Origin of the sequence: Pseudomonas sp. PONIH3, from assembly GCF_002934345.1 — a bacterium.
GTDB lineage: Bacteria > Pseudomonadota > Gammaproteobacteria > Pseudomonadales > Pseudomonadaceae > Aquipseudomonas > Aquipseudomonas soli.
The window spans coordinates 1,916,511-1,938,817 of sequence record NZ_CP026386.1 but is presented as its reverse complement, the minus strand read 5'-3'; the positions used below and the strand labels follow the sequence as shown (position 1 = coordinate 1,938,817).

Sequence of the window (22,307 nt, the reverse complement as noted above, 5' to 3'; positions counted from 1 at the left end):
TGTTTCAAGGTTCATCGCGGGTCTCGTGGGAGTGGGCTTGTCCCGCGATGGACTTACAGGCTGTCTTGATTTCTGAACAGGGTTTGCACTCGTGGTTGATGCTGTAACAAACAAATCCGCACCGGTTGTCGGTCGCCTGGTCGTGGTCGGCCTCGGTCTGATCGGAGGCTCCTTCGCCAAGGGCCTGCGCGAAAGTGGCCTGTGCCGCGAAGTGGTCGGCGTCGACCTCGACGCCGAGTCGCGCAAACAAGCCGTGGCGCTGGGCGTGGTCGATCGCTGCGAGGCAGACCTTGCGGCCGCTTGTGTTGGCGCCGACGTCATCCAGTTGGCTGTGCCGATCCTGGCGATGGAGAAAGTCCTGGCTCGCCTGGCCCAGCTCGACCTGGGTAATGCGGTGATCACCGACGTGGGCAGTGCCAAGGGCAATGTGGTGCGTGCCGCGCGCGAGGCGTTTGCCGAGCGCCTGCCGCGATTCGTGCCGGGGCACCCGATCGCCGGGTCCGAGCAGAGTGGGGTGGAGGCCTCCAATGCGGCGTTGTTCCGTCGGCACAAGGTGATCCTCACTCCGCTGGCGGAAACCGAGCCGGGCGCGCTCGCCCTGGTTGATCGCCTCTGGCGAGCGCTGGATGCCGATGTCGAGCACATGTCGGTGGAGCGCCATGACGAAGTGCTGGCCGCCACCAGCCACCTGCCGCACCTGCTGGCCTTCGGCCTGGTCGACTCGCTGGCCAAGCGCAATGAAAACCTGGAGATCTTCCGGTACGCTGCGGGAGGCTTCCGCGATTTCACGAGAATCGCCGGCAGCGACCCAATCATGTGGCATGACATCTTCCTCGCCAACCGCGAGGCGGTCCTGCGCACTCTCGATACATTTCGCAGCGACCTCGACGCTCTGCGCGACGCGGTCGATGCTGGGGACGGGCACCAACTGCTGGGCGTGTTCACCCGCGCCCGGGTTGCCCGCGAGCATTTCAGTAAAATCCTTGCCCGTCGGGCCTATGTGGACGCTATGAACGCCAACGATCTGATTTTCCTGGCCCAACCGGGTGGCCGCGTGTCCGGACGGATCCGCGTACCTGGCGACAAATCGATTTCCCACCGCTCGATCATGCTCGGCTCGCTGGCCGAGGGCACGACCGAGGTCGAAGGTTTCCTCGAGGGTGAAGACGCCCTGGCGACCTTGCAGGCCTTCCGCGACATGGGCGTGGTCATCGAAGGGCCGCACCATGGTCGCGTGACCATTCACGGTGTTGGCCTGCATGGCCTGAAGCCGCCGCCCGGCCCGCTGTACGTGGGTAACTCCGGCACCTCGATGCGCCTGCTGTCCGGCCTGCTGGCAGCGCAGTCGTTCGACACCACCATGACCGGCGACGCCTCGCTGTCCAAGCGCCCGATGAATCGCGTGGCCAATCCGCTGCGTGAAATGGGTGCTGTGGTCGAGACCGGCCCTGAAGGTCGTCCGCCGTTGACCATCCGCGGTGGGCACAAGCTCAAGGCGCTGAACTACACGCTGCCGATGGCCAGTGCCCAGGTCAAGTCCTGCCTGCTGCTGGCCGGCCTGTACGCCGAAGGCACCACCACCGTCACCGAGCCTGCGCCTACCCGTGACCACACCGAGCGCATGCTGCGCGGCTTCGGCTACGCGGTCGAGTCGAACGGTCCAGTGGCCTCCCTGCAGTCCGGTGGCAAACTCAAGGCCACCCGCATCGAAGTGCCGGCGGATATTTCCTCCTCGGCGTTCTTTCTGGTGGCGGCGTCCATCGCCGAGGGTTCCGAACTGGTCCTGGAGCACGTTGGCATCAACCCGACCCGCACCGGCGTTATCGACATCCTGCGCCTGATGGGCGGCGACATCACCTTGGAAAACCAGCGTGAAGTCGGCGGCGAGCCGGTGGCCGACCTGCGCGTGCGTGGCGCCAAGCTCAAGGGCATCGACATCCCGCAAGAGCTGGTGCCGCTGGCCATCGACGAGTTCCCGGTGCTGTTCGTCGCTGCCGCCTGCGCCGAAGGGCGTACCGTGCTGCGTGGCGCCGAAGAGCTGCGGGTCAAGGAGTCGGACCGCATCCAGGTGATGGCTGACGGCCTGATCGCCCTGGGCGTGAAGTGTGAGCCGACCCCGGACGGCATCATCATCGATGGCGGCCAGATCGGCGGCGGCGAAGTGCACGGCCACGGCGACCATCGCATCGCCATGGCCTTCAGCATCGCCTCGCTGCGCGCCAGCGCGCCGATCGTGATCCATGACTGCGCCAACGTCGCCACGTCGTTCCCCAACTTCCTGGCGCTGTGCAAGGAAGTCGGCATCCGCGTCGCCGAAGAGGGCAAGTCGTGAATTTGCAAGCACCGGTCATCACCATCGACGGGCCGAGCGGCTCGGGCAAGGGTACCGTGGCGGGCCTGCTGGCCCGCGAGCTGGGCTGGCGCCTGCTCGATTCCGGTGCCCTGTACCGCCTGCTGGCGTTCAACGCCACTAACCATGGCGTCGACCTGACCAACGAAGAGCTGCTCAAGGCGCTGGCCGCGCATCTGGACGTGCAGTTCGTTGCGGCGGAGCCGGGCAAGCTGCAGCAGATCATTCTCGAGGGTGAGGATGTCAGCAATGCCATTCGCACCGAGACAGTCGGTGCCGGGGCCTCGATGGTCGCCTCGCTGCCGGCGGTGCGCGAGGCGCTGCTGCAGCGCCAGCGTGCTTTCCGTGAAGCCCCCGGGCTGATTGCCGACGGTCGCGACATGGGCACTGTGGTATTCCCGGACGCGCCGTTGAAGGTGTTCCTTACCGCCAGTGCCGAGGAGCGTGCCCGTCGCCGTTACCTGCAGTTGAAGGGCAAGGGCGAAGATGTTAGTCTGTCGAGTCTGCTAGATGAGATCCGTGCGCGTGATGAGCGCGACACCCAGCGTGCAGTGGCCCCGCTCAAGCCGGCGGCCGATGCAATCCAGCTGGATTCCACGGAGTTGTCCATCGAGCAGGTGCTGCAACGCATCAGAAGCGAGCTCGCCCTGCGCGACCTGGCCTGATGGAGAGGAGGGCCGGCAGGGGCACCAGTCAACGTCCTGCCAGCGCTCCTTAACTTAACGAAACCCACATTGTCTGGAATGTGGCTATGGGCGTCTTTTTCGCCCGAATCTACAGGAATTAAAATGAGCGAAAGCTTTGCAGAACTCTTTGAAGAAAGCCTGAAAACCCTCAATCTTCAGCCGGGTGCAATCATCACCGGTATCGTTGTCGACATCGACGGCGACTGGGTTACCGTACACGCTGGCCTGAAGTCCGAGGGTGTCATCCCGCTCGAGCAGTTCTACAACGAAACCGGCGAACTGACCATCAAGGTCGGTGACGAAGTTCACGTTGCGCTGGACGCGGTCGAAGACGGCTTCGGCGAAACCAAGCTGTCCCGTGAAAAAGCCAAGCGCGCCGAGTGCTGGATTGTTCTGGAAGCTGCTTTCGCTGCCGAAGAAGTGGTCAAGGGCGTTATCAACGGTAAGGTTAAAGGCGGCTTCACTGTCGACGTTAACGGCATCCGTGCGTTCCTGCCGGGCTCCCTGGTTGATGTCCGCCCAGTGCGCGACACCACCCACCTCGAAGGCAAAGAGCTGGAATTCAAGGTCATCAAGCTGGACCAGAAGCGCAACAACGTTGTCGTTTCCCGTCGCAGCGTCCTGGAGGCCGAAAACAGCGCCGAGCGCGAAGCTCTGCTGGAATCGCTGCAGGAAGGCCAGCAGGTCAAAGGTATCGTCAAGAACCTCACCGACTACGGTGCGTTCGTTGACCTGGGCGGCGTCGATGGTCTGCTGCACATCACCGACATGGCCTGGAAGCGTATCAAGCACCCGTCCGAGATCGTCAACGTTGGTGACGAGATCGACGTCAAGGTCCTGAAGTACGATCGTGAGCGCAACCGCGTTTCGCTGGGCCTGAAGCAACTGGGCGAAGACCCATGGGTTGCTATCAAAGCCCGTTACCCAGAGAGCACCCGCGTGACTGCTCGCGTTACCAACCTGACCGACTACGGCTGCTTCGCTGAGCTGGAAGAAGGCGTTGAAGGTCTGGTACACGTTTCCGAAATGGACTGGACCAACAAGAACATCCACCCGTCGAAAGTCGTTCAGGTTGGCGACGAAGTGGAAGTCATGGTTCTGGACATCGACGAAGAGCGTCGTCGTATCTCCCTGGGCATCAAGCAGTGCAAGTCCAACCCATGGGAAGACTTCTCCGGCCAGTTCAACAAGGGTGACAAGATCACCGGTACCATCAAGTCGATCACCGACTTCGGTATCTTCATCGGCCTGGACGGCGGCATCGACGGTCTGGTTCACCTGTCCGACATCTCCTGGAACGAAGCCGGCGAAGAAGCCGTGCGTCGCTTCAAGAAGGGCGACGAGCTGGAAACCGTCATCCTGTCGGTTGACCCAGAGCGCGAGCGCATCTCCCTGGGCATCAAGCAGCTGGAAGACGATCCGTTCTCCAACTTCGTTTCGATCAACGACAAGGGCGCTATCGTCAAAGGTATCGTCAAGGAAGTTGATGCCAAGGGCGCTATCGTGACCCTGGCCGACGACATCGAAGCTACTCTGAAAGCTTCCGAAATCAGCCGTGACCGCGTTGAAGACGCTCGTAACGTGCTGAAGGAAGGCGAAGAGATCGAAGCCAAGATCATCAGCGTCGACCGCAAGTCCCGCGTCATCAGCCTGTCCATCAAGTCGAAGGACGATGCTGAAGAGCGCGAAGCCATCCAGAGCCTGAAAAACGCTCCGGAAGCGGCTGCCGACACCACCATGGCCGCGCTGCTGCGCGAAGCTATGGCCAAGCAGAACTGAGTTCTGTTTGATCGGTAAAAAGGGCGACCCTCGGGTCGCCCTTTTTTGTGCCTGTGTGTCCCGTCCTGAATAAGGTTTACACCTCCCATCCCGAATTTCCGGAGAGTCAGATGGATCAAGGTGTAAAGCGCACACAGCGTGATTACTCGCTGTCTTCTAAATTGGCAGTAGTCGATCAGATCGAAAAAGGCGAGCTGACCTGCACCCAGGCCCGGGAGCGGTACGGCATCCAAGGAAAATCTACGGTTCTGGTATGGTTGCTTAAGCACGGTCGGCAGGATTGGAGCCAGGGGCCTCGATCCGCGACGAGAGGAGCTGCGCGATGTCTGACCCCAAAACGCTCACTCCAGAGCAGCGAATCAAAGAACTTGAGCAGCAGCTTGAGCTGATGAGCCAGAAGGCTCAGTTCTTTGAGACGGTCGTTGATGTTCTAAAAAATGAATACGGTGTATCGGTCGTAAAGAAGCGATCCGGCAAGTCCTCACGCAAGGTCAAGTTGCAGGACTGAGCATTGCCAGGGCTTGTCAGTTTCTAGGCATCAGTCGACAGGCTTACTACAAGCGCAACCAGGCCGCTGATGACAAAAAGCGCCAGACGGATCGAGTGATTGAGTTCGTACAGCAAATCCGGATGCGTCAGTCTCGTCTGGGGACACGCAGCTGCACTATTTGCTGCATTGCCAACCTGACAGACGAGTCCAGGTGGGCCGAGACAGGCTTTTCCAGGTCTTGGGTGAGCGCCGCTTGCTAGTACTGTCTAAGCGGGCGTATCACAAGACAACACAGAGCTTTCATCGCTTTTACCGTCATCCCAGCTTACTTAAGCCCGGTCCAAGCCAAGTCGTACCGACAAGGCCAGAGCACGTCTGGGTGGCCGACATTACTTATCTGCCCGCACGTAACGGCCCGCTGTATCTGAGCCTGGTAACGGATGCGTACGCTAGGAAAATCGTTGGCCACCACGTCCATGAAAGCCTGCATGCCGAGTCGGTGGCGCAAGCTTTCAAGCAGGCATTACGGAAGCGACGTCATCGCCAGCCATTAGTCCACCATTCGGATCGAGACATCCAATACTGCTCGGCGCTATACCAGTCACTGCATCAACGGCACGGCGTTCAGTGCTCCATGACCGATGGGTATGACTGCTACCAGAACGCGCTGGCCGAGCGAATCAACGGAATCCTCAAGACGGAGCTGCTGTCGAGGAGCCCTGAAGATCGTGAGCAGGCGAGGAAGATGGTTGATGAGGCAGTGCAGATCTACAACACAGAACGGCCCCATATGGCCCTGAAAAACAAAACGCCCGATGCGGTGCATCGGGCGTTTTGAGGCCTGTCGGCCTACCTGAACGGGTGTAAACCTATTTCAGGACTAGACAGTGATTTGCCTGGAGGAGCCAAAATAGCTTGTTCCTACAGGGTTTGTAGATATTTCTGTGCTCGTGGGCGATGTGTGGGCCGTAGGCTTTACCACTCGCCTGTAAAGTTGCGTCGCAGTGCGCTCGCGTTCGTGTGGGGGGATAGCCCGTGCTGCGCCTTATCTTGAATTTTTTTGTTTAGTCAAGAACCACCCTGTTCAAATCCGCCGGAGCGTGCTACAAACTGATTAAGCAATGATCTAGCTGCTTGATAACGAAGGGAAAAATATGACGAAGTCGGAGCTGATCGAACGTATTGTCACCCATCAGGGGCTGCTCTCGTCCAAGGACGTCGAGCTGGCCATCAAGACCATGCTTGAGCAGATGTCGCAGTGCCTGGCGACCGGGGATCGTATCGAGATCCGTGGCTTTGGCAGCTTTTCCCTGCACTATCGCGCGCCCCGTGTAGGCCGCAATCCCAAGACCGGTCAGTCGGTCAGCCTGGACGGCAAGTTCGTTCCTCATTTCAAGCCCGGTAAGGAGTTGCGGGACAGGGTCAACGAATAAGACCATGTCCAGCACTAATCGATAGAGAAAACGCAATGCGAAGTCTACGGCGCGCCTTATTGGCCTTCTTCATCCTAGCCCTCATAGTGCTGGTATTGTTCTTCTTCCTGGAGAACCAGCAAGCGGTATCCTTGATTCTGTTCGGTTGGACCTCGCCCTCGGTTCCCGTTGCTCTGCTGATTTTAATAGCGTTGTTCGTGGGTCTGCTGGTTGGGCCGGTGTTGAGCGCAATCGTCAGGCTGCGCAATAGGGCACCCGGTCGAGACTCTCTCCGCTGAGCGACTTGCTGGCCCCATCGACTGCCCTTGCCGAACCCGGTTGATCGAAGCTCCCTGCACCGGGTGGTTGATCTCCTTACCGTCGTCACGATCATTTTTGGTGCATCATCTTAGTTCGAATCCCGGCAGGACTGTGAAGGCATCATTGAGGCACGTAGGCGGCCCTCGTTGCCGTATCCCGTGCCCTTCCATCCTGCTAAAGGTGCATCGTCTCGCCGACGCAGGCACTTATTGAGTGTGCTAGGGTCAGAAGTTAGTAGGCGGGTGCGTCCACCCGATGATCCGGTAGATGAGGCGCGCTCTCTAATGGCGAAAAGGATTTATGGGATTATTTTCGAATACAGTTGAATAAGAGGCTTTCTCAAATTCGACATGGATAAGTGCCACTATATTGCCTTGATTTTAATTGCCATTGAGTCTCTGCGAAATTTAAAAGAAATGCTAAAATGGAATTTTAGTATATACAATAGCTGGTTTGTCTCGCATTTTTGACGTGTGAGGTGGCGAATGAGGAGGACAACCTATCTTGAACAGCTATTCGAAAATTACAACCGTGAAATTTGTTAATAGCAATCAGCAGCAAGCAGGTAGCGTTGCAGTGCTTTTATGCAGTTATAACGGTGAACGCTACCTGAAGGAGCAGCTGGACTCAATTTTCTCGCAGAGTCATGGAAATTTCCGAGTATATGTTTCCGATGACGGTTCTAAAGATTCTACGCAAGAGTTGCTCGATAAATATGGCGACGAATTTCGCTCCCGCCGCGTTGATCGCTTCGCTGGTCCGGGCCAAGGCTTTGCACAGAATTTTCTGTCGATTAGTTGTCGAGATGATATAAAGGCTGACTACTATGCCTGGTGCGATCAGGATGATATCTGGCACCCGGAGAAGCTCGCCCGGGCCGTTACCAGGTTGTCTTCAGTCCCAGAAGGTGTGCCCGCACTGTACTGTGCAAGGACCGAGTTGGTGGACCAGGATGGAAAACATCTAGGCTTCTCTCCCGTTTACTCACGGTCTGCCTGCTTCAGAAATGCACTCGTTCAAAATATTGCCGGTGGAAATACCATGGTGTTTAACGACGCATTGATGAAGTTGCTGCGCGAAGCTGGTAATAACGCAACGATCGTTTCCCATGACTGGTGGGCCTATATGATAGTTACCGGCTGCGGTGGCGTGGTATTATATGATTCAGAACCTTCTGTGCTGTATCGGCAGCATGGGCAGAATTGTGTTGGTTCCAATTCAGGGGTTTTACCCAACCTGAAACGGGTACGACAGTTGCTGAAGGGACGCTTTAAGTCCTGGATGGATTTGAATATCGAAGCTATGAAACTTGTCAGTCACAACTTTACTCCAGAAAATCAGAGTATTCTTAGGCAATTTGCCGAGGCGCGACGTGCTTCGGTTTTTTTTCGTTTATTGAAACTCAAGCAGTCGGGTGTCTACAGGCAGACTTTCATTGGTAATGCCGGTTTGTTCTTGGCAGCTCTGTTGGGGCGGGTCTGAATGACGGCGGGAACGAAGGGGTAAGGCATCCTGCCTAATCCCTCTCGTATTGTCAGAACATGAAGTCTTCGGTCGCGAGGTCCTTCATCTTGTAGTTCTTCAAGGTGATGGACTCATTGTCATTCAGCTGAATGACGGTATCCCTACCTGCTTGCCGGGTTACGCTCATCACTTCTTCGAAGTTGAAGAAGCGTCCGGCAATATCGAGCTTGTCCTTGTCGCTATTGATGCCCGCGAAGTCGTGAATCGTGTCATTTCCGACCTCGGTTTGCGCCCAGAATACGAATATATCGCTGCCAGGGCCGCCCCAGAGATCATCATCACCTGCTCCTCCATCCAACACATCATTGCCTGCATCACCAAATAGCTGGTCGTTGCCGGCGTCGCCGAACAGATAGTCATTGCCGTCTTTTCCTTTCAGGACGTCATTTCCTTCCCCGCCCGCGAGCAAGTTGTCCTGGTCATTGCCGATCAGAATGTCATCGTAGGGAGTTCCTTGTGCCCCTTGAATCCCGATCAGCTCATCGTTACCGCAGCAGCCGCTGGCTTTCCCTTGGGAAAGGTCCACCCGGACGCCTTCAGCTGTGCCGGTCTCGAAGTCTGGATGCCAGTAGTCGACCATGTTGGCCAGACCCCTGGCTTCGATTCGATCATCATTTTTGCTGGGGTTGGCCACAGCGAGGAAGTACGGTTTCGACAAGCGATGCAGAGGTGCCAGGTAGGTAGATTTCGGTGGCTCGACTAATTCGATCTGGCCCGGGGTGGCACGACCGAAGAGCAAGGTACTGCGCGATTGGTCGGATGTGTTTCCCCCAAGGTCCTGGACGCGCTCGAATTTTTCGTTGGCAGGGAGGTAGTACGGGATGAACGCATGAGTCACGTGATTATTGGCGAAAGCACCTGCTTCACTGCGCTTGAAGGTGATGCCGATCCTGTAGTTCATCACGAAATTGTTTTTTACAACGATTCCGTCCACCCCGTCTCCGCCAACCCAGATTCCGTAGGTTGAGCGTGAGCGCGTCTCCCAGGCCTGGAGGCCGGGCTCCAGTTCCGCTTCACGATTGTAGATGGCATTGCCTTCGATAATGCTGTCCTCGTTGAAGTGGGTGAGGGAGATGCCGACCCCTTCGCCAATATCCCTGGTACCGCTGCCCCTGACTTCCTCGACTATGTTATTCCGGATCTTTATATTCGGTCCGTAGGCTTCGATACCGATGCTGTAGGCATTGGGGATGAGCGTGGTGCCGCCAATGTCGGCAACCTGGTTGTCTGCAACAACCGAGTTGTTCCCTTCTACGCGAATGCCTCTGAAGGTGCTTCCGCGGACCCTCATCTGTTCGATTCGGTGTCTGCCACTGTTCAGATCGCCCGACGACTGCAGGCTGTCGACCAGAGCGGAAACATAGATACCGTAAGTGAAGCCGTTGATCGAGCCATTTCTGACGGTGATGTGGGCGGCGGCAAAAACTGAGTGCAACACCTGACCTTTCCGGTACGGTGCTGCCACTATGTCTTATACCGAACTCAGCGTTGAAGAGCGCGCCACCATTCAAATCGGTCGTACTCAAGGCTTCAGCCTGCGTAGGATTGCCTGCTTGATCAACCGATCCCCTTCGACCATCAGCCGGGAGCTGCGCCGCAATCGAGATGTCTGTGGCGGCTACTCGGCCCACGCGGCCCAGCAGCAGATGCAGGCTCGCCGCCAGGTGTGTCGACCGAAGCGAAAGCTGTTGCCGGGTGGTGAGCGCTTCGAGTTGGTGGCGCATATGCTCCGTGAGCGTTTGTCTCCCGAGCAGATTGCCGGCAAGCTGCGCAGCATGAACATTCCCAGCCTCAGAGATGCCTACGTCTGTCGCGAGACGATCTATAACGCGATCTATGCCCTGCCGGTCGGTGAACTGCGCAAGGAGCTGATCATCTGCCTGCGGCAAAGCAAGACGACACGCCGACCGCGCTCTGGTGGTGTGGATCGGCGCGGCCAGATCCCCGAGATGGTCAGTATTCATGTGCGCCCGCCGGAGATTGAAGACAGGCAGATGCCGGGGCATTGGGAAGGCGACCTCATCAAGGGTAAGGCCAACGCCTCGTCCGTCGGTACGCTGGTGGAACGCACCAGTGGCTACCTGATGCTGGTAAAGATGAACGACGCGACGGCGACTTCGGCGCTGGAAGGCTTCAGCGCCGCGCTCAATGGCATGCCGCTGGAGATGCGAAAGAGCATGACTTACGACCAGGGCCGGGAGATGGCGCGACACGCCGAGATCACCCAAAGAACCGGCGTGGCGATCTACTTCTGCGACCCGCACAGCCCTTGGCAGCGCGGTAGCAACGAAAACATCAATGGCCTGATCCGCCAGTACCTGCCCAAAGGCACAGACCTGTCGGTACACAGCCAGGAAGAACTGAATGCCATCGCACTGCAACTGAACATGCGTCCGCGTAAGCGCTTCGACTTCAAATGCCCAATCGAAGTTATGGGCGAGGTGATGCAGAAGGCCATGGCTATGCGGCATGATGCTCCAGTTTCAATTCAATGACCGTGTTGCACTCAGCTCCTGCAACCGCCGTGGTTATTTCCAAACGAGTAGATGCCCAGTGTCTCCACTTTGTCATCGGCCGGGCCAGTGATGCTGTATCCCGCGAGATCGATCTCGACGTCGTCACTCAGGATTTGAATCGCATTCCCAGTTGCGCTGAGGGATTTGCTGAGTTTGTAAGTGCCTGGTTTGGTGATATCGATCGGAAGGGTGTCGATCTGATAAGCCGGCGCCGCTTGCGTAGCGGTCGACAACAAGGCTGTCAGGGTCGTGGCAAAAAAAGCAACGAGCGGATATCTGGTTCGGTCTTTAGTGATCATGTACTTAAGGTTTGAGGACGGACAGTTTTGGCATGTGTTAATGGCCAATTAAACTGACCCACCTCTGGCCAACAATTTTGACCCACCCATAGTGGCATTGGCCACCGACCATGTAGCGTCACCCGCCTTATGCACAGGCCGGGGACAGATCATTGAAGGAGTGGGTTGTGATTCACAAGATCAAGGGGTTGTATGACCAGGGCCGAGGCCTGTCGGTCCGTGCCATCAGTCGTGAGCTGGGGATTTCCCGGAACACCGTACGCAAGTATCTCCACCTGGATGAGATGCAGATCAGCGCTACCATTGCTGACCCTTCACGCACCAAGGTGCTCGACGAGCACCGCGATTATCTGATTAATCAGTTGGGTCAGTTTCCAGCCCTGAGCGCAGTCAAGCTGGCCCGTCGCCTGAGGGAGCGCACCACCGAGCTGGCGGTGTCAGACCGGAGCATTCGCCGCTATGTGCAAGCGCTCAAGCAGCAGGTTGCCAGTGGCCAGTTGCGCTATTACGAGCCGGTCGTTGAGTCAGTGCCTGGCGTGCAGTGTCAGGTCGACCCCGGTGAGCTGCGAGGCGTCATGATTGGCGGCCTGGAGCGTGTCGTTCATTTTGTGGTGTTTGTGCTGTCCTGTTCACGGCTGATGTATGTCGGTCTGAACTTCCGGCCGCTGGATACCGAACGGTTTATCCAGATGCACGACGAGGCCTTCCGCTACTTCGGCGGCGTCACCGAGGAGTGCATCTACGATCAGACCAAGATGGTGGTGATCAACGAGCAGTACCGTGAGCTGACGCTGAACCAGCGCTTCCACCAGTATGCGACTACCGTCGGGTACCGCATCCATGCCTGCGAGGGCTATGACCCGGAGAGCAAGGGCAAGGTGGAGGCCGGGGTCAAGTACGTCAAGCGTGACTGCTTCTACGGCGAGCACTTCCAGGACGAGGCCGCCGTCCGACAGCACCTGAATGATTGGCTCGAGACTGTCGCCAACGCACGCGTGCACGGCACGACGGGGCAGCATCCAAGAGCGCATTTCGAGGCACTGGAGCGTAGTCAGCTCAAGCCCTATCTCGTCCCGCAGAACCTGCTGCACGTGGCGCCGACAAGGGAGACCCGCAAGGTCGACAAGACCGGCTTGATCTCATGGCAGGCCAACAAGTACTCGGTACCCATGGCCTGGCAGCAAGCCCGTGTCGGTGTCAGCGCACAGGACAACCAGTTGCTGATCCATGACCTGGAGAGCGGTGAACTCATAGCCACCCATGACCTGTGCAAGGCCAAGGGCCGGATGATCAAGAACAACAACCATTACCGAGACCATGCCCAGCGCATTACCGACCTGGAGCGCGGCATCGACTCGATCCTGCCCGATGCCCTTGGGGCAACCCTGTGCCAACTGCTCAAGCGTACTTCGCCGCGTATCTACAAGGATCAGCTGGTTGCTGCACGCGACCTGCTCATGGCCCATGCGCCGGTTGATACGGCGTTGCTCGGCGAGTTGTGCGAGCGCAGTGAACTGACCGCCACCGGGCTCAAGCGCTACCTCGAAGCATGGCAGCAAGCCAAGGCGCGGGGCCGGATCATCGGCGACCATGACTATGCGCCAGAGGCCGGTAGCCAGGTTAGTCACGCCGACCTGAACGCTTATGCCCGCATTGGCCAGTCGACTGGCCACGGGGTGACCCAATGAGCCTGCTCGACAGCACTATCGCGCAGTACCGAAGCCTGCGCCTCAGCGCGACCGCGGGTGAGCTGGCCACCCTGCTGGCCAGAGCCGAAGCCAATGAACTGTCCTACCTGAGCTTCGCCCAGTCACTGGTCGAGCATGAGCTTAACGCCCGCTCCAGTAGCCGCGTAAGCCGCAACCTCAAGCAGGCGCAGTTCCCCTCGGAGAAGCATCTGGAGGCCTTCGATTACCGGCACCAGACCACCATCACCAAGCGCCAGGTCAGCACCTTGCTGGACTTCAGCTTTATCGACAACCGCGACAACCTGGTGTTCATCGGACCACCGGGTGTGGGCAAGACCCACTTGGCCATTGGGATTGGCCACAAGGCGGTTCAGGCGGGCTACAAGGTGCTGTTCCGCACGGCTCTGGCGTTGGTCGAGGATCTGGAGCTGGCGGAAATGAAGGGCGAGCTGAAGAAGCGCCTTAATCAGCTGAGCAAATACGACGTGCTGATCATCGATGAGCTGGGCTACCTGCCGATGACGCGCCAAGCCCGGTACAACCTGTTCCAGTTAATCAACAACCTGTACGAGTACCGCTCGGTCATCCTGACCACCAACAAGGACTTCACCAGCTGGGGCGAGTTCTTCCATGACGACAACGTGGCCGTGCCCATCATCGACCGCGTGATCCACCATTCACACATCTTTATGCTGGGAGGTGAGAGCTATCGTTTGAAGCAGAAAACCGGCGGTTAGCGGTGAGCAAGTGGGTCAATTCTATTGGCCAAAAGTGGGTCAAAATTAATGGCCATTGACAGGCATGGATCAGGATTTTATTGTTGGCTGCGAGCATATAGTTCTGTTGTGTTGGGTAAAACAGCTTACAGATATGTTTCTGTTTCAAAGCATGGATTACCTTGCTTTCCGGCATCAGACTGAACAGCGCCGATGCCGAAGATACAGACAGAACCAGCGTGTGCGTGCTGATTTCCGTGAATAACTCGATGGGAAGGTCTTCTAGGTGTTGGGGAAATACCTCGACTTGGAAGTTATCTAGGCTGCGGAGAAGGCTCGTCATGAAACACTGGGTGGTCCCGGGGTGTTTCTTTATGAGTATGCGCGCTCCGGGTGTGATGTTTTCATTGCAGATTCGCTGATAGAGCAAGACTTCGTTGCGCTGGCTCATAAGGCGGCTTTTGGAAAAGTTGCTCAATAACAGCACCGTGGAGGGCCTGCGCTGTTTTGCCAGCACGACGTGTTCGAAGTCGGCTATCGCTGGAAGGACCTCTCTCAGCTGGGTAATGTGCTGTATGAGGAGATCAGGGGGAATCGGTGTCAGCTCTGGTAACGCTTGATCTTTCTCGCGCTCGTTGAAATCAACGGCTGCATAGGCGTGAGTCGCACTGTACCAATCATGAACCTGGCTCATGCGGCTCTGCCACAACATGTTTTTCAGGCTGGACAGGCTGAGCGTCAAGGATTGTCGGGGCGGGCGCAGGCCTGGATAAAGGAATCCGGGCGCATCGCCGTAGCAGATGTTCCGTGTCTCTTGCAGCGCCTGCATGAATGCCTGCGCGGTATGGTCCGCGCTGGCATCGTGTGCATAGAAAAAGTCTGGATGGGCAATCCTGATCGAGCCAAGCCGCTGCCTGAGCCACAGGCTGCGCTGCATGATCCTGCGGTAGGGAGACAGCGGCCCCTTGCGCTCTTTCAGCGAGAAGAACAACAGTTCGGCGAATGGGTACGCGCGAATGATTGATTCGAACAGTGCCCGGGTCGTAGAGTTCTGCTGGTGGTGGGCCGTCTGGTAGGACCAGACGGCCACTATTACACGGCCGGTCGTGGAAAAACCGTTTAGCTTTCGGTCAAGTTCCACTGCACACATAGCATGCACGAGCTGGTGCGCGAATGATACAAGGACCAGGGCTTCCTGGTCCGTCACGATCGCTGGAGATGCCCCGTCGGGATTCATGGCAGAGACGAGCGCTGCGGCGCTGGCGTTTGAACGTCCCATTGCAGTTCGGGGCGCAGCAGGCAGCCAGGCCAGGCGTTTGGCCAGTTGCCTCGAACGCCAGAAGGGTGGCTATCGTCGGAGACTGTGAAGCTCAGAATGGAAGGCTGCAGTATCCGATGATCGACTTCTGCACCCGGCCACACTTCGACGTCGATCTTGAAGTCTCCCGCGTTCAACAAGGGAGCGGCGATCCGGCAACGTTCGACATATCGACCTGGCCGGCGCTTGCCACAGTCGATCCTGGAATTGTCCATCGACACTAGCAGGTAGTGTCCTGCCAGGTCCTTGAGATGGATATGAACATTGATCGGCCATTTCTCTTCTTTGACCGAGAATACCACTTCGACAATGATGTCTTCCTTGACGTCGAACTCATTGCGGACTGTTCCCTGTTCATCGACTAGACGCACGGCATTCAATGTCACGCAATCGTCGAATACAGGTGCATCGTTGGCAGGCCATACGATCTCTTGCTGCAGGCGGATGCCGGAGCGAATGTAGGAGCGTGTGATGTCAGATACGCTTGCGGAGTGCACTGCGGTTTGCTGTGGCTGGGTGATCCGGCTGTCTTCGATAATCCTGCCGTGCGACATGTGCACTGCGCGGTTGCAGATGCGGTTCACGGCGTCCATGTCATGACTGACGAACAGCAGCGTTCGCCCCTCGTCGGCCACCTGCAGCATCTTGTCGGCGCAACGTCGTTGAAAGGCGGCATCCCCTACTGCCAGGACTTCGTCAACGATCAGGATTTCGGACTCGAGATGCGCTGCCACAGAAAACGCCAGACGCACGTACATGCCTGATGAATAGCGTTTAACCGGGGTGTCGATCAGTTCGCCCAGCTCTGAGAACTCGATGATTTCTTCGAGGCGACGGCTGATTTCCTTGGGCTTCATGCCCATGATCGAGCCATTCAGGAAAATGTTCTCCCGCCCGGAAAGGTCCCCGTGGAAGCCCGTGCCAATCTCGAGAAGGCTGACTAGCCGACCCTTGAATCGGAACAGTCCCGACGAGGGGGAGGTAATCCGTGAAAGGATTTTCAGAAGCGTGCTCTTGCCGCAACCGTTCGGGCCTATGATTCCAACGCGGTCACCTTGTTCGACCTCGAGGTTGATATCCCTCAAGGACCAGAAATGGTTGTCCGGCGCATCCTGTGTCTGCAGTTCGTCGAGAATCGTGTGGTGGTTGGTCGTCGGTGTCGGCAGTGCTGACTGAGTCTTGCGCAGGGGGCGCGCCAGCCGGCCGAGCATCCAGCGGATTTGCTCATTGACCATTTCAGCGGCGGTGACATTGGATTTTCCAATCTTGTAGAGCTTGGAAAGTTCTTCGCAACGAATCGCCCAGCTCATAGGGTGTCCACCACGTTCTTGTCAAAATGCTGGAAAATCAGGACGCCGGCGGTGAAGCACACCACGGCAATGGTGATCAGCGTGAAGAGGGTGCTGCTCGACGGCCAGTGTCCGTGCATGGCGTCTCGATAGCTGGAAATGACCAGCGACAGGGGATTGACGGAGTACCACGGCTTGGCCCACGGCGGGACTGCCGAAACTGGGTAGATGGCTGGCGTCGAGTAATAGAACAATTGCAAGGCCAGGGGTACCAGATGCTTGACGTCACGGTACTTCGCGTTAAGGGGGGCTAGAATCAAGCCTACCCCCAAGCCTGTCATCAGTGTGCAGAGCAACAGCAATGGCATGATCAACAGCAGCTGTGGCGTCCAGACATTGTAGGCGATGGCGAACGGGGTGATGAGCAGGGTATAGGCGATCAGGAAGTCCACCGCCGCGCCGACAGCGTAGGAGCCACCGATCAGCAGCCGCGGGAAGTAAACCTTGCTGATCAGGCCTGCGTTGCCTTCGATCATCTGGACCGAGGGGTTCAGCACGTTCATGAAGGCGTACCAGGGGATCACCGCCACCAGGTAGAACATGATGGTGGGCAAGCCATCGGTGGGGACCTTCACCATGACACCGAAGACGATGACGAATACGCCTACGGTGATCAGCGGTGTCAGTATGACCCAGCCCAGGCCGAAGATTGTCTGAGTGTAGCGTCCCTTGAGATCGCGCTTGCAGAACACCCAGAGCAGTAGGCGAAATTCCCAGAGATTCTTGAGCAGGCCGAGCAGATTGAACTGGCTGTTATTACTGACCACCGTCTCCTTGAGCGGGATCCGGTTTTTTCCTGATTTACTCATGGGCGGTTGTCTTGGGTCGATGGGGTGAGGGGCGTGGAGGAGGGGGCCAGTTCGCCGATCAGGGTAATGATACGCTTCATCGAGTCACCATCCTGAAGTCCCCATTCCTTGGCGCAAGCCTGCTGCTGGGCGCGGGCAGCCTGGTAGGCTTCCTTGTTGTCTGTCATGGACTCGATCGCCTGCACGAACGCGCTGTAGCGGTTGGTCGTGATCAGGCCGCCAGCGCTGTCGAAGTCGGTGTAACCGTAATCGTAACAGTCGTAGTTGATGGCCGGGATGCCGCAGGCGGTGGCCCACCTCAGTGTCGAGGACACGCAGGCGACGAAGAGGTCGCAGGCCGGGACAAGTTCTAGGGTGTCGATATCGGTCACGCGATGATGGAGGCGGTGAGGACGCAGAACTTCCATCAGTAGCTCCGGGTCGGTGACCGGGTGAGGGCGAATGATGACGTTGAAGTCCGTGAAGCGGTGCACGACGGCAAGTGCCTTGGCCCAAGCGTTGCAAAGTGCCTTGTAGTTGGGGAACTCCATGGGCAGATTGCGCGAACCGTACTGGTCCGTCGGCCAAGCGCACACCAGCAAGGGCTTGTTGTTGTCCAGGCGCAGTCGACGGAGCACTTTGTCGCGAGCTGTTTCGGAGTGGCGTGCATTGTAGAGAATGTCGTCGTACGCGGCGCCGGTCAGGCTAAGTTGCGATGCGGGGAACTGCATGCGTTGGTAGTAGCGCAGCATTTCCGGGCTTTCAACCGCGATTCGGGTGACCTTGCTGTTGTTCGGGATCCACGGGTGTTCCGGGGCCAGGCCGCATGCCTCGAGCAAAATGATCTTGTCGCCAGGGAGGCGCAGCAGCTTCTTGTCGGCGTAGTAGTTCACCCAGTGCGGGAACAGCTTTGCCGCCGTTCGGTTGAGTAGGTTCTGGTCGCTGTCGTAGGCCGGCTTGTCGGAGAGGCTTTCGACCATTTCCTTGGTGGTGCCGACGGCAAAGGGGATGATCAATGTCGGTACTTTGTCGTTGTTGCACATGCGAGTGAGCAACGAATTGATCGATCCGGGGAATTCCTGGCCGAACACGACCAGCGAGGGGCGGATCTTGTTGTAGACATTGCGCGCGTAGTTGAACGGCTGAAACAGATTGGAGCGGCGCTCCTTGCGAGCATTCGCTGCCGCATTGAGCTTGGAGCTCAGTCTGATGATCGGGCTGCTGATTGAAGACAGGATGAGTGCGCTCCACATCGCCAGCTTGCTGATGCGTGGTCGTGTGGCATTTTTCAGTGAGTGAGGCGCGTAACCGTTGTCGAGGTCCTGGGAGATGCTGGCGTATTGCCTGGAGAGGTGCGAGCGGCGCAGCGAGCGTCCAGGGAAAAAATCATTGAAGCCGTTGAGGCGACAGAAGGCGCGATCCTGTCTGAGGTTCACATAGGATGCGCTGGCAAACAGAAAGTTGATCGAATATCCCGCCTGTTTTGCTGCGAGTGCGACACGGCGGAGCTCAACGAACTCACCTGCTTCGTTTATAACGAAGAGAATGCTTTTGCCCGACGGGCTGCCAGCTGTCATGCCTGACCTCTATATTGCATATTCATTGCTCCATCGAGAGTTTGCGGGTCGCCAACCCGATTGCGCCGGCGCTGAAGACATCGAGCGATGAGGTCAGCGCTGGCGTCCGGCTATCACGGGCGTGGCGTTACATGCGCTCGGCTTTGTCCTTGAATTCCCGGGTCTTGCTTGCGGCGTCTTGCACCGTCTTCGAATCAGGGGCTGCGCTGGCTGCAGCGGTAGCCAGTTGCGCATAAGCCGCCAGATTCACCTTGGCGGACTCGGGGGAGGCCTTGAAGTCAGCCAGTGCCTGTTCGGAAGCCCTGAGGGTCGCCTGGGCGACGGCCTCAGGATACTTGGCGGCAATCTGGGCGGCAGCTTCTGGCGACGACAGGGCCAGGCCGAGAGCTTCCTGGGACTTGACTTCAGCGGTGGTGTTCTGCGTGGCCGCAGGGCGGCCTATCGCGTTGTTCTGTGCTGGTGGTGCGGACTGGTCACAGCCGCTGAGCAGCGCGCAGGTGAGGGTGGAGACTGCAGCTATACGAAGAATGTTTACCATCGGATTGCTTCCTTCTATCTCGATTTGCTTGGTGTCAAAGTACTGTTGACCAACGAGGTTGAAGCGTTTCCAGCGAAAGTGCATGTGTGAGGCGTGCTGGCTTTGCCTCGCTCGGACCACGTGGTTGTCTGCAGAACTGCCTCAGATCGACTCCAGGGCGCCGGCGGGAGTGAAGTGCGGCTTGTTGAGATGCCCCTGGGAAGGCCACTCATGCTGTGCACGTTCGAACTCTTCCAGTCGTCCTATATCGAGCCAGTATTCACGCAGCGGGAACGCTGCGGTGGAATGCTCTTTCTCGATCAGGTGTTCGAAAAGGCTGGGCATGTCGTAATAGGTGTCGCTTGGAATCTGTTCCACCGCGCCTGGCGCGATGACGTAAATACCCGCGTTCACATAGAAACTGTGCACCGGCTTCTCATCCAGTGCGGCGATGCTCGAGCCGTTCATCTTCACCACGCCGTAGGGTACCTGGAAGTCATACTCACGAACGGTCATAGTTGCTTGCGCATCATGTTCGATGTGGTATTCGAGGAGCGAGTCGAATCGTGCGCGGGTCAGCAGGTCGCCGTTCATCACCAGCACTGGATCCACGGGCTTTTCCGGGAGCAGGGACAGGGCTCCGGCAGTGCCCAGGCGCTTGGTTTCGGCAAGATAACGAATTTGTACACCCCATTTGCTGCCATCGCCGAAATGATCGCGGACCATGTCGGCCAAATAATTGACCGAAATATAAAACCGTCTAAATCCTTGTTCTATGAAATTTTCAAGAATGCATTCGAGAATCGGTTTTCCGGCGATGGTCAACATCGGCTTCGGGCAGTTTTCCGTCAATGGTCGCAGGCGTTGACCCAGCCCTCCTGCCATGAGTACGACCCAGTTGGGGCGCTCGGTGATGCCGGCCAGGTCATTGAGAGTGGACATCCCCACCACGCGCTTTTCGTCATCCAGTAGCGGCAGATGGTTCAATGTCTTGCGTCGCATCAGGCCGAGTTGCTCGGCGCGTGAGGCGGAGACGTGTGCGGTGACAGGGGACTGGTTGACCACGTTGCGCACAGGCGTATCCAGATCGACATTCTGCAAGATGGCCCGACGCACATCACCATCGCTCAGGGTGCCGAGCAGCCGCCGCTCCTCATCGAGCACTAGCGCCATCTGCAACCCGCCCGCGTCGATCCGGCTAATTGCATCGCGAAGGGAATGGTTGGAGGCAACAATGGTATTGGTCCACTTTGTCATTAAGTGATTTCCTATCTGAGCGGAGCCTGGGCGTTATTCTGTCCGTTGCTGGGTAACGGCCGAAAAAAGTACTTGCCGGCGGGTGTCGGGTTGAAGCGCCTGAAAGCGGTCGGCGATTGTCCATCATTTTCTCGGGAGGATCTATACCCAAGGCGTCCGCCAGAGGTCCGGGGTCGGTCGTTTGCCGTGACTGATGATGACTAATTGCCATCTTGTCGATGTTGCGCTGATCGGGTGATCTTGATTGTCCTGCGTGTGCAATGTGTTTTGCGTCATCGTCCCTGCAGGGGTGAGCATTATCGTTTCTAGTCGAGAATTTCTGTAGGCTTTGTGCTTTAGGGGTGTAGGAAATATCCTTTGCCTTTGGTCGGAAAGGAATGCTGCATTGAATTGTCGGCTACCCGTGCGCTACCTACTTCGTGACAAGGTTGCCGATTATGGGGGCGAGGAAATGTGTAGTCTCATTCGCGCACGAGGCATGCTATGATCCGTCGGCGATTGCTGCCTGCCCATATGCCGGCGCTGTAGCAGGAGTGGATTCGGCGAAGGCCGACAACCATGGAGCACCGTACCGTCCGGAGACGAGGCGGCTAGCGGCTCGCTAGCGCCTTGCAGTCGCGATTCTGTGAGCTCGCCGAGTATTGTGGCAATGGTGGGGCATGGCATCGTGGCTTCCCAACGCAAAGGTCTGTGGCCCGTGTCTCGGGTCCCGTTGGCAACGAATTAAAGGGTTGAAGATGAATACGGTTTTGGTGACAGGAGCCGATGGCTTCATTGGTTCTCATCTGACGGAGTTGCTGGTACGTCAAGGTTATAAGGTCAAGGCGCTTTCCCAATATAACTCGTTCAACTATTGGGGTTGGCTGGAGGATGTGGACTGCCTCAGCGATATCGAGGTGCTTAACGGAGATGTGCGCGATCCGCATTACTGCAAGCACATTACCAAGGGCGTTGATACGGTCTTCCACCTTGCTGCGCTGATTGCCATTCCCTATTCCTACGTTGCTCCTGATAGCTATGTGGATACCAATGTAAAAGGTACCCTGAATATCTGTCAGGCAGCCTTGGATAATAACGTCCAGCGTGTCATTCATACTTCCACTAGCGAAGTCTATGGCACCGCGCAATATGTTCCGATCGACGAAAAGCACCCGTTGCAGCCTCAGTCTCCGTACAGCGCCTCGAAGATCGGTGCCGATGCGATGGCAATGAGCTTCTTCAATGCCTTCGACCTCCCGCTGACCACTGCCCGTCCGTTCAACACCTACGGGCCACGCCAGTCTGCGCGCGCGGTAATCCCGACCATTATCAGTCAGATCGCCTCCGGTCAGCGCCAGATCAAACTGGGCGATGTCTCGCCGACCCGTGACTTCAATTATGTGGCGGATACCTGTCGCGGCTTCCTCGAACTGGCAGGTTGCGACAAGGCGGTTGGCGAAGTGGTGAATATCGGTTCCAACTTCGAGATCTCGGTTGGCGACACCTTGAAGATGATCCGCGAACTCATGAACAGCGATGTCGAGTTCCTCTTCGATGAGCAGCGCGTGCGTCCGGAAAAATCCGAAGTATTCCGCCTGTGGTGCGACAACAGCAAGATTAACTCGCTGACCGGCTTCAAGCCGGAGTATTCCATTCGCGACGGTCTGCAAAAGACCATCGAATGGTTCACTCAGCCGCAAAACCTGGCCAAGTACAAAGCTGCTATCTACAACGTTTGAGG

Annotated in this window: 18 protein-coding genes and 1 pseudogene; 11 read left to right on the top strand and 8 right to left on the bottom strand. The window is 57.4% G+C overall.

The genetic code is table 11. The features are described 5' to 3' along the window. Nucleotides 1–91: 91 nt before the first annotated feature. The 7 genes and pseudogenes from C3F42_RS08830 (at nt 92) to C3F42_RS08800 (ending at nt 8,520) form a co-directional block, all read left to right on the top strand. Nucleotides 92–2,332 carry a bifunctional prephenate dehydrogenase/3-phosphoshikimate 1-carboxyvinyltransferase gene (locus tag C3F42_RS08830; protein WP_094010728.1) on the top strand — a complete coding sequence of 747 codons (2,241 nt, stop codon included), beginning with the start codon at nt 92–94 and terminating at the stop codon, nt 2,330–2,332. Further along, the gene (cmk, locus tag C3F42_RS08825; RefSeq protein WP_023630826.1) at nt 2,329–3,015 is read left to right on the top strand and encodes a (d)CMP kinase; all 687 of its coding nucleotides are present in this window, start codon (nt 2,329–2,331) and stop codon (nt 3,013–3,015) included. Before C3F42_RS08830 ends, cmk begins: the two co-directional genes overlap by 4 nt. Nucleotides 3,016–3,138: 123 nt before the next feature. Further along, entirely contained in the window at nt 3,139–4,815 is a 1,677-nt protein-coding gene (gene rpsA / locus C3F42_RS08820) for a 30S ribosomal protein S1 (protein ID WP_023630827.1), read from the top strand. 110 nt (nt 4,816–4,925) lie between these two features. Beyond that, nucleotides 4,926–6,143: pseudogene (locus C3F42_RS08815) on the top strand (IS3 family transposase). A gap of 316 nt (nt 6,144–6,459) precedes the next feature. Continuing rightward, nucleotides 6,460–6,738 carry an integration host factor subunit beta gene (gene ihfB, locus C3F42_RS08810; RefSeq protein ID WP_094010727.1) on the top strand — a complete coding sequence of 93 codons (279 nt, stop codon included), beginning with the start codon at nt 6,460–6,462 and terminating at the stop codon, nt 6,736–6,738. Nucleotides 6,739–6,773: 35 nt separating this feature from the next. Continuing rightward, on the top strand, nt 6,774–7,016 hold the full coding sequence (locus C3F42_RS08805; RefSeq protein ID WP_094010726.1) for a lipopolysaccharide assembly protein LapA domain-containing protein: 243 nt from the start codon (nt 6,774–6,776) through the stop codon (nt 7,014–7,016). Between the two features lie 526 nt (nt 7,017–7,542). Further along, nucleotides 7,543–8,520 carry a glycosyltransferase family 2 protein gene (locus tag C3F42_RS08800; protein ID WP_201754966.1) on the top strand — a complete coding sequence of 326 codons (978 nt, stop codon included), beginning with the start codon at nt 7,543–7,545 and terminating at the stop codon, nt 8,518–8,520. Nucleotides 8,521–8,572: 52 nt separating this feature from the next. Here the strand turns inward: C3F42_RS08800 and C3F42_RS08795 are convergent, their stop codons facing one another. Continuing rightward, entirely contained in the window at nt 8,573–10,000 is a 1,428-nt protein-coding gene (locus C3F42_RS08795) for a right-handed parallel beta-helix repeat-containing protein (protein WP_158659549.1), read from the bottom strand. A 28-nt stretch (nt 10,001–10,028) separates the two neighbouring features. Between C3F42_RS08795 and C3F42_RS08790 the strand changes: the two genes are divergently transcribed. Next, complete coding sequence (locus C3F42_RS08790; protein WP_100774681.1) at nt 10,029–11,057, top strand: IS30 family transposase; 1,029 nt, start codon at nt 10,029–10,031, stop codon at nt 11,055–11,057. Nucleotides 11,058–11,068: 11 nt separating this feature from the next. Here C3F42_RS08790 and C3F42_RS08785 read toward each other — a convergent pair whose 3' ends face one another. Continuing rightward, nucleotides 11,069–11,377 carry a hypothetical protein gene (locus tag C3F42_RS08785; RefSeq protein WP_104444278.1) on the bottom strand — a complete coding sequence of 103 codons (309 nt, stop codon included), beginning with the start codon at nt 11,375–11,377 and terminating at the stop codon, nt 11,069–11,071. A gap of 167 nt (nt 11,378–11,544) precedes the next feature. Here C3F42_RS08785 and istA point away from each other — a divergent pair, with 167 nt between their 5' ends. Both istA and istB read left to right on the top strand, forming a co-directional pair. Continuing rightward, complete coding sequence (gene istA, locus C3F42_RS08780) at nt 11,545–13,065, top strand: IS21 family transposase (protein ID WP_081273177.1); 1,521 nt, start codon at nt 11,545–11,547, stop codon at nt 13,063–13,065. Beyond that, entirely contained in the window at nt 13,062–13,802 is a 741-nt protein-coding gene (gene istB, locus C3F42_RS08775; protein ID WP_064491510.1) for an IS21-like element helper ATPase IstB, read from the top strand. The genes istA and istB overlap by 4 nt, the downstream gene beginning before the upstream one ends. On the opposite strand, the gene C3F42_RS08770 is transcribed toward istB, so the two are convergent. The 6 genes from C3F42_RS08770 to C3F42_RS08745 all read right to left on the bottom strand — a co-directional run bounded on the left by C3F42_RS08770 (nt 13,753) and on the right by C3F42_RS08745 (nt 20,587). Next, entirely contained in the window at nt 13,753–15,060 is a 1,308-nt protein-coding gene (locus tag C3F42_RS08770) for a hypothetical protein (RefSeq protein ID WP_104444277.1), read from the bottom strand. The two genes, istB and C3F42_RS08770, sit on opposite strands and share 50 nt — an antisense overlap. Further along, on the bottom strand, nt 15,015–16,409 hold the full coding sequence (locus C3F42_RS08765; RefSeq protein ID WP_104444276.1) for an ABC transporter ATP-binding protein: 1,395 nt from the start codon (nt 16,407–16,409) through the stop codon (nt 15,015–15,017). Before C3F42_RS08765 ends, C3F42_RS08770 begins: the two co-directional genes overlap by 46 nt. Then, nucleotides 16,406–17,257: an ABC transporter permease gene (locus C3F42_RS08760; RefSeq protein ID WP_094010721.1), complete on the bottom strand. Its 852-nt coding sequence runs from the start codon at nt 17,255–17,257 to the stop codon at nt 16,406–16,408. The genes C3F42_RS08765 and C3F42_RS08760 overlap by 4 nt, the downstream gene beginning before the upstream one ends. Next, entirely contained in the window at nt 17,254–18,813 is a 1,560-nt protein-coding gene (locus C3F42_RS08755; RefSeq protein WP_094010720.1) for a hypothetical protein, read from the bottom strand. The genes C3F42_RS08760 and C3F42_RS08755 overlap by 4 nt, the downstream gene beginning before the upstream one ends. Before the next feature lie 127 nt (nt 18,814–18,940). Next, nucleotides 18,941–19,435: a hypothetical protein gene (locus tag C3F42_RS08750; protein WP_143067532.1), complete on the bottom strand. Its 495-nt coding sequence runs from the start codon at nt 19,433–19,435 to the stop codon at nt 18,941–18,943. A 57-nt stretch (nt 19,436–19,492) separates the two neighbouring features. Next, on the bottom strand, nt 19,493–20,587 hold the full coding sequence (locus C3F42_RS08745; RefSeq protein WP_094010718.1) for a nucleotidyltransferase family protein: 1,095 nt from the start codon (nt 20,585–20,587) through the stop codon (nt 19,493–19,495). 737 nt (nt 20,588–21,324) lie between these two features. Here C3F42_RS08745 and C3F42_RS08740 point away from each other — a divergent pair. Beyond that, a complete protein-coding gene (locus C3F42_RS08740; protein ID WP_094010760.1) occupies nt 21,325–22,305 on the top strand; it encodes an NAD-dependent 4,6-dehydratase LegB in 981 nt (326 codons plus the stop codon). The last annotated feature ends 2 nt before the right edge of the window (nt 22,306–22,307 follow it).

What these genes read in the sequence shown, in the direction of transcription:
- istB (WP_064491510.1), top strand. Translation starts at nt 13,062, where the DNA reads ATGAGCCTGCTCGACAGCACTATCGCGCAGTACCGAAGCCTGCGCCTC.
- C3F42_RS08745 (WP_094010718.1), bottom strand. Translation starts at nt 20,587, where the DNA reads ATGACAAAGTGGACCAATACCATTGTTGCCTCCAACCATTCCCTTCGC.
- C3F42_RS08750 (WP_143067532.1), bottom strand. Translation starts at nt 19,435, where the DNA reads ATGCACTTTCGCTGGAAACGCTTCAACCTCGTTGGTCAACAGTACTTT.
- C3F42_RS08805 (WP_094010726.1), top strand. Translation starts at nt 6,774, where the DNA reads ATGCGAAGTCTACGGCGCGCCTTATTGGCCTTCTTCATCCTAGCCCTC.
- C3F42_RS08755 (WP_094010720.1), bottom strand. Translation starts at nt 18,813, where the DNA reads ATGACAGCTGGCAGCCCGTCGGGCAAAAGCATTCTCTTCGTTATAAAC.
- C3F42_RS08765 (WP_104444276.1), bottom strand. Translation starts at nt 16,409, where the DNA reads ATGAGCTGGGCGATTCGTTGCGAAGAACTTTCCAAGCTCTACAAGATT.
- C3F42_RS08770 (WP_104444277.1), bottom strand. Translation starts at nt 15,060, where the DNA reads ATGGGACGTTCAAACGCCAGCGCCGCAGCGCTCGTCTCTGCCATGAAT.
- C3F42_RS08785 (WP_104444278.1), bottom strand. Translation starts at nt 11,377, where the DNA reads ATGATCACTAAAGACCGAACCAGATATCCGCTCGTTGCTTTTTTTGCC.
- C3F42_RS08740 (WP_094010760.1), top strand. Translation starts at nt 21,325, where the DNA reads ATGAATACGGTTTTGGTGACAGGAGCCGATGGCTTCATTGGTTCTCAT.
- ihfB (WP_094010727.1), top strand. Translation starts at nt 6,460, where the DNA reads ATGACGAAGTCGGAGCTGATCGAACGTATTGTCACCCATCAGGGGCTG.
- C3F42_RS08790 (WP_100774681.1), top strand. Translation starts at nt 10,029, where the DNA reads ATGTCTTATACCGAACTCAGCGTTGAAGAGCGCGCCACCATTCAAATC.
- C3F42_RS08760 (WP_094010721.1), bottom strand. Translation starts at nt 17,257, where the DNA reads ATGAGTAAATCAGGAAAAAACCGGATCCCGCTCAAGGAGACGGTGGTC.
- rpsA (WP_023630827.1), top strand. Translation starts at nt 3,139, where the DNA reads ATGAGCGAAAGCTTTGCAGAACTCTTTGAAGAAAGCCTGAAAACCCTC.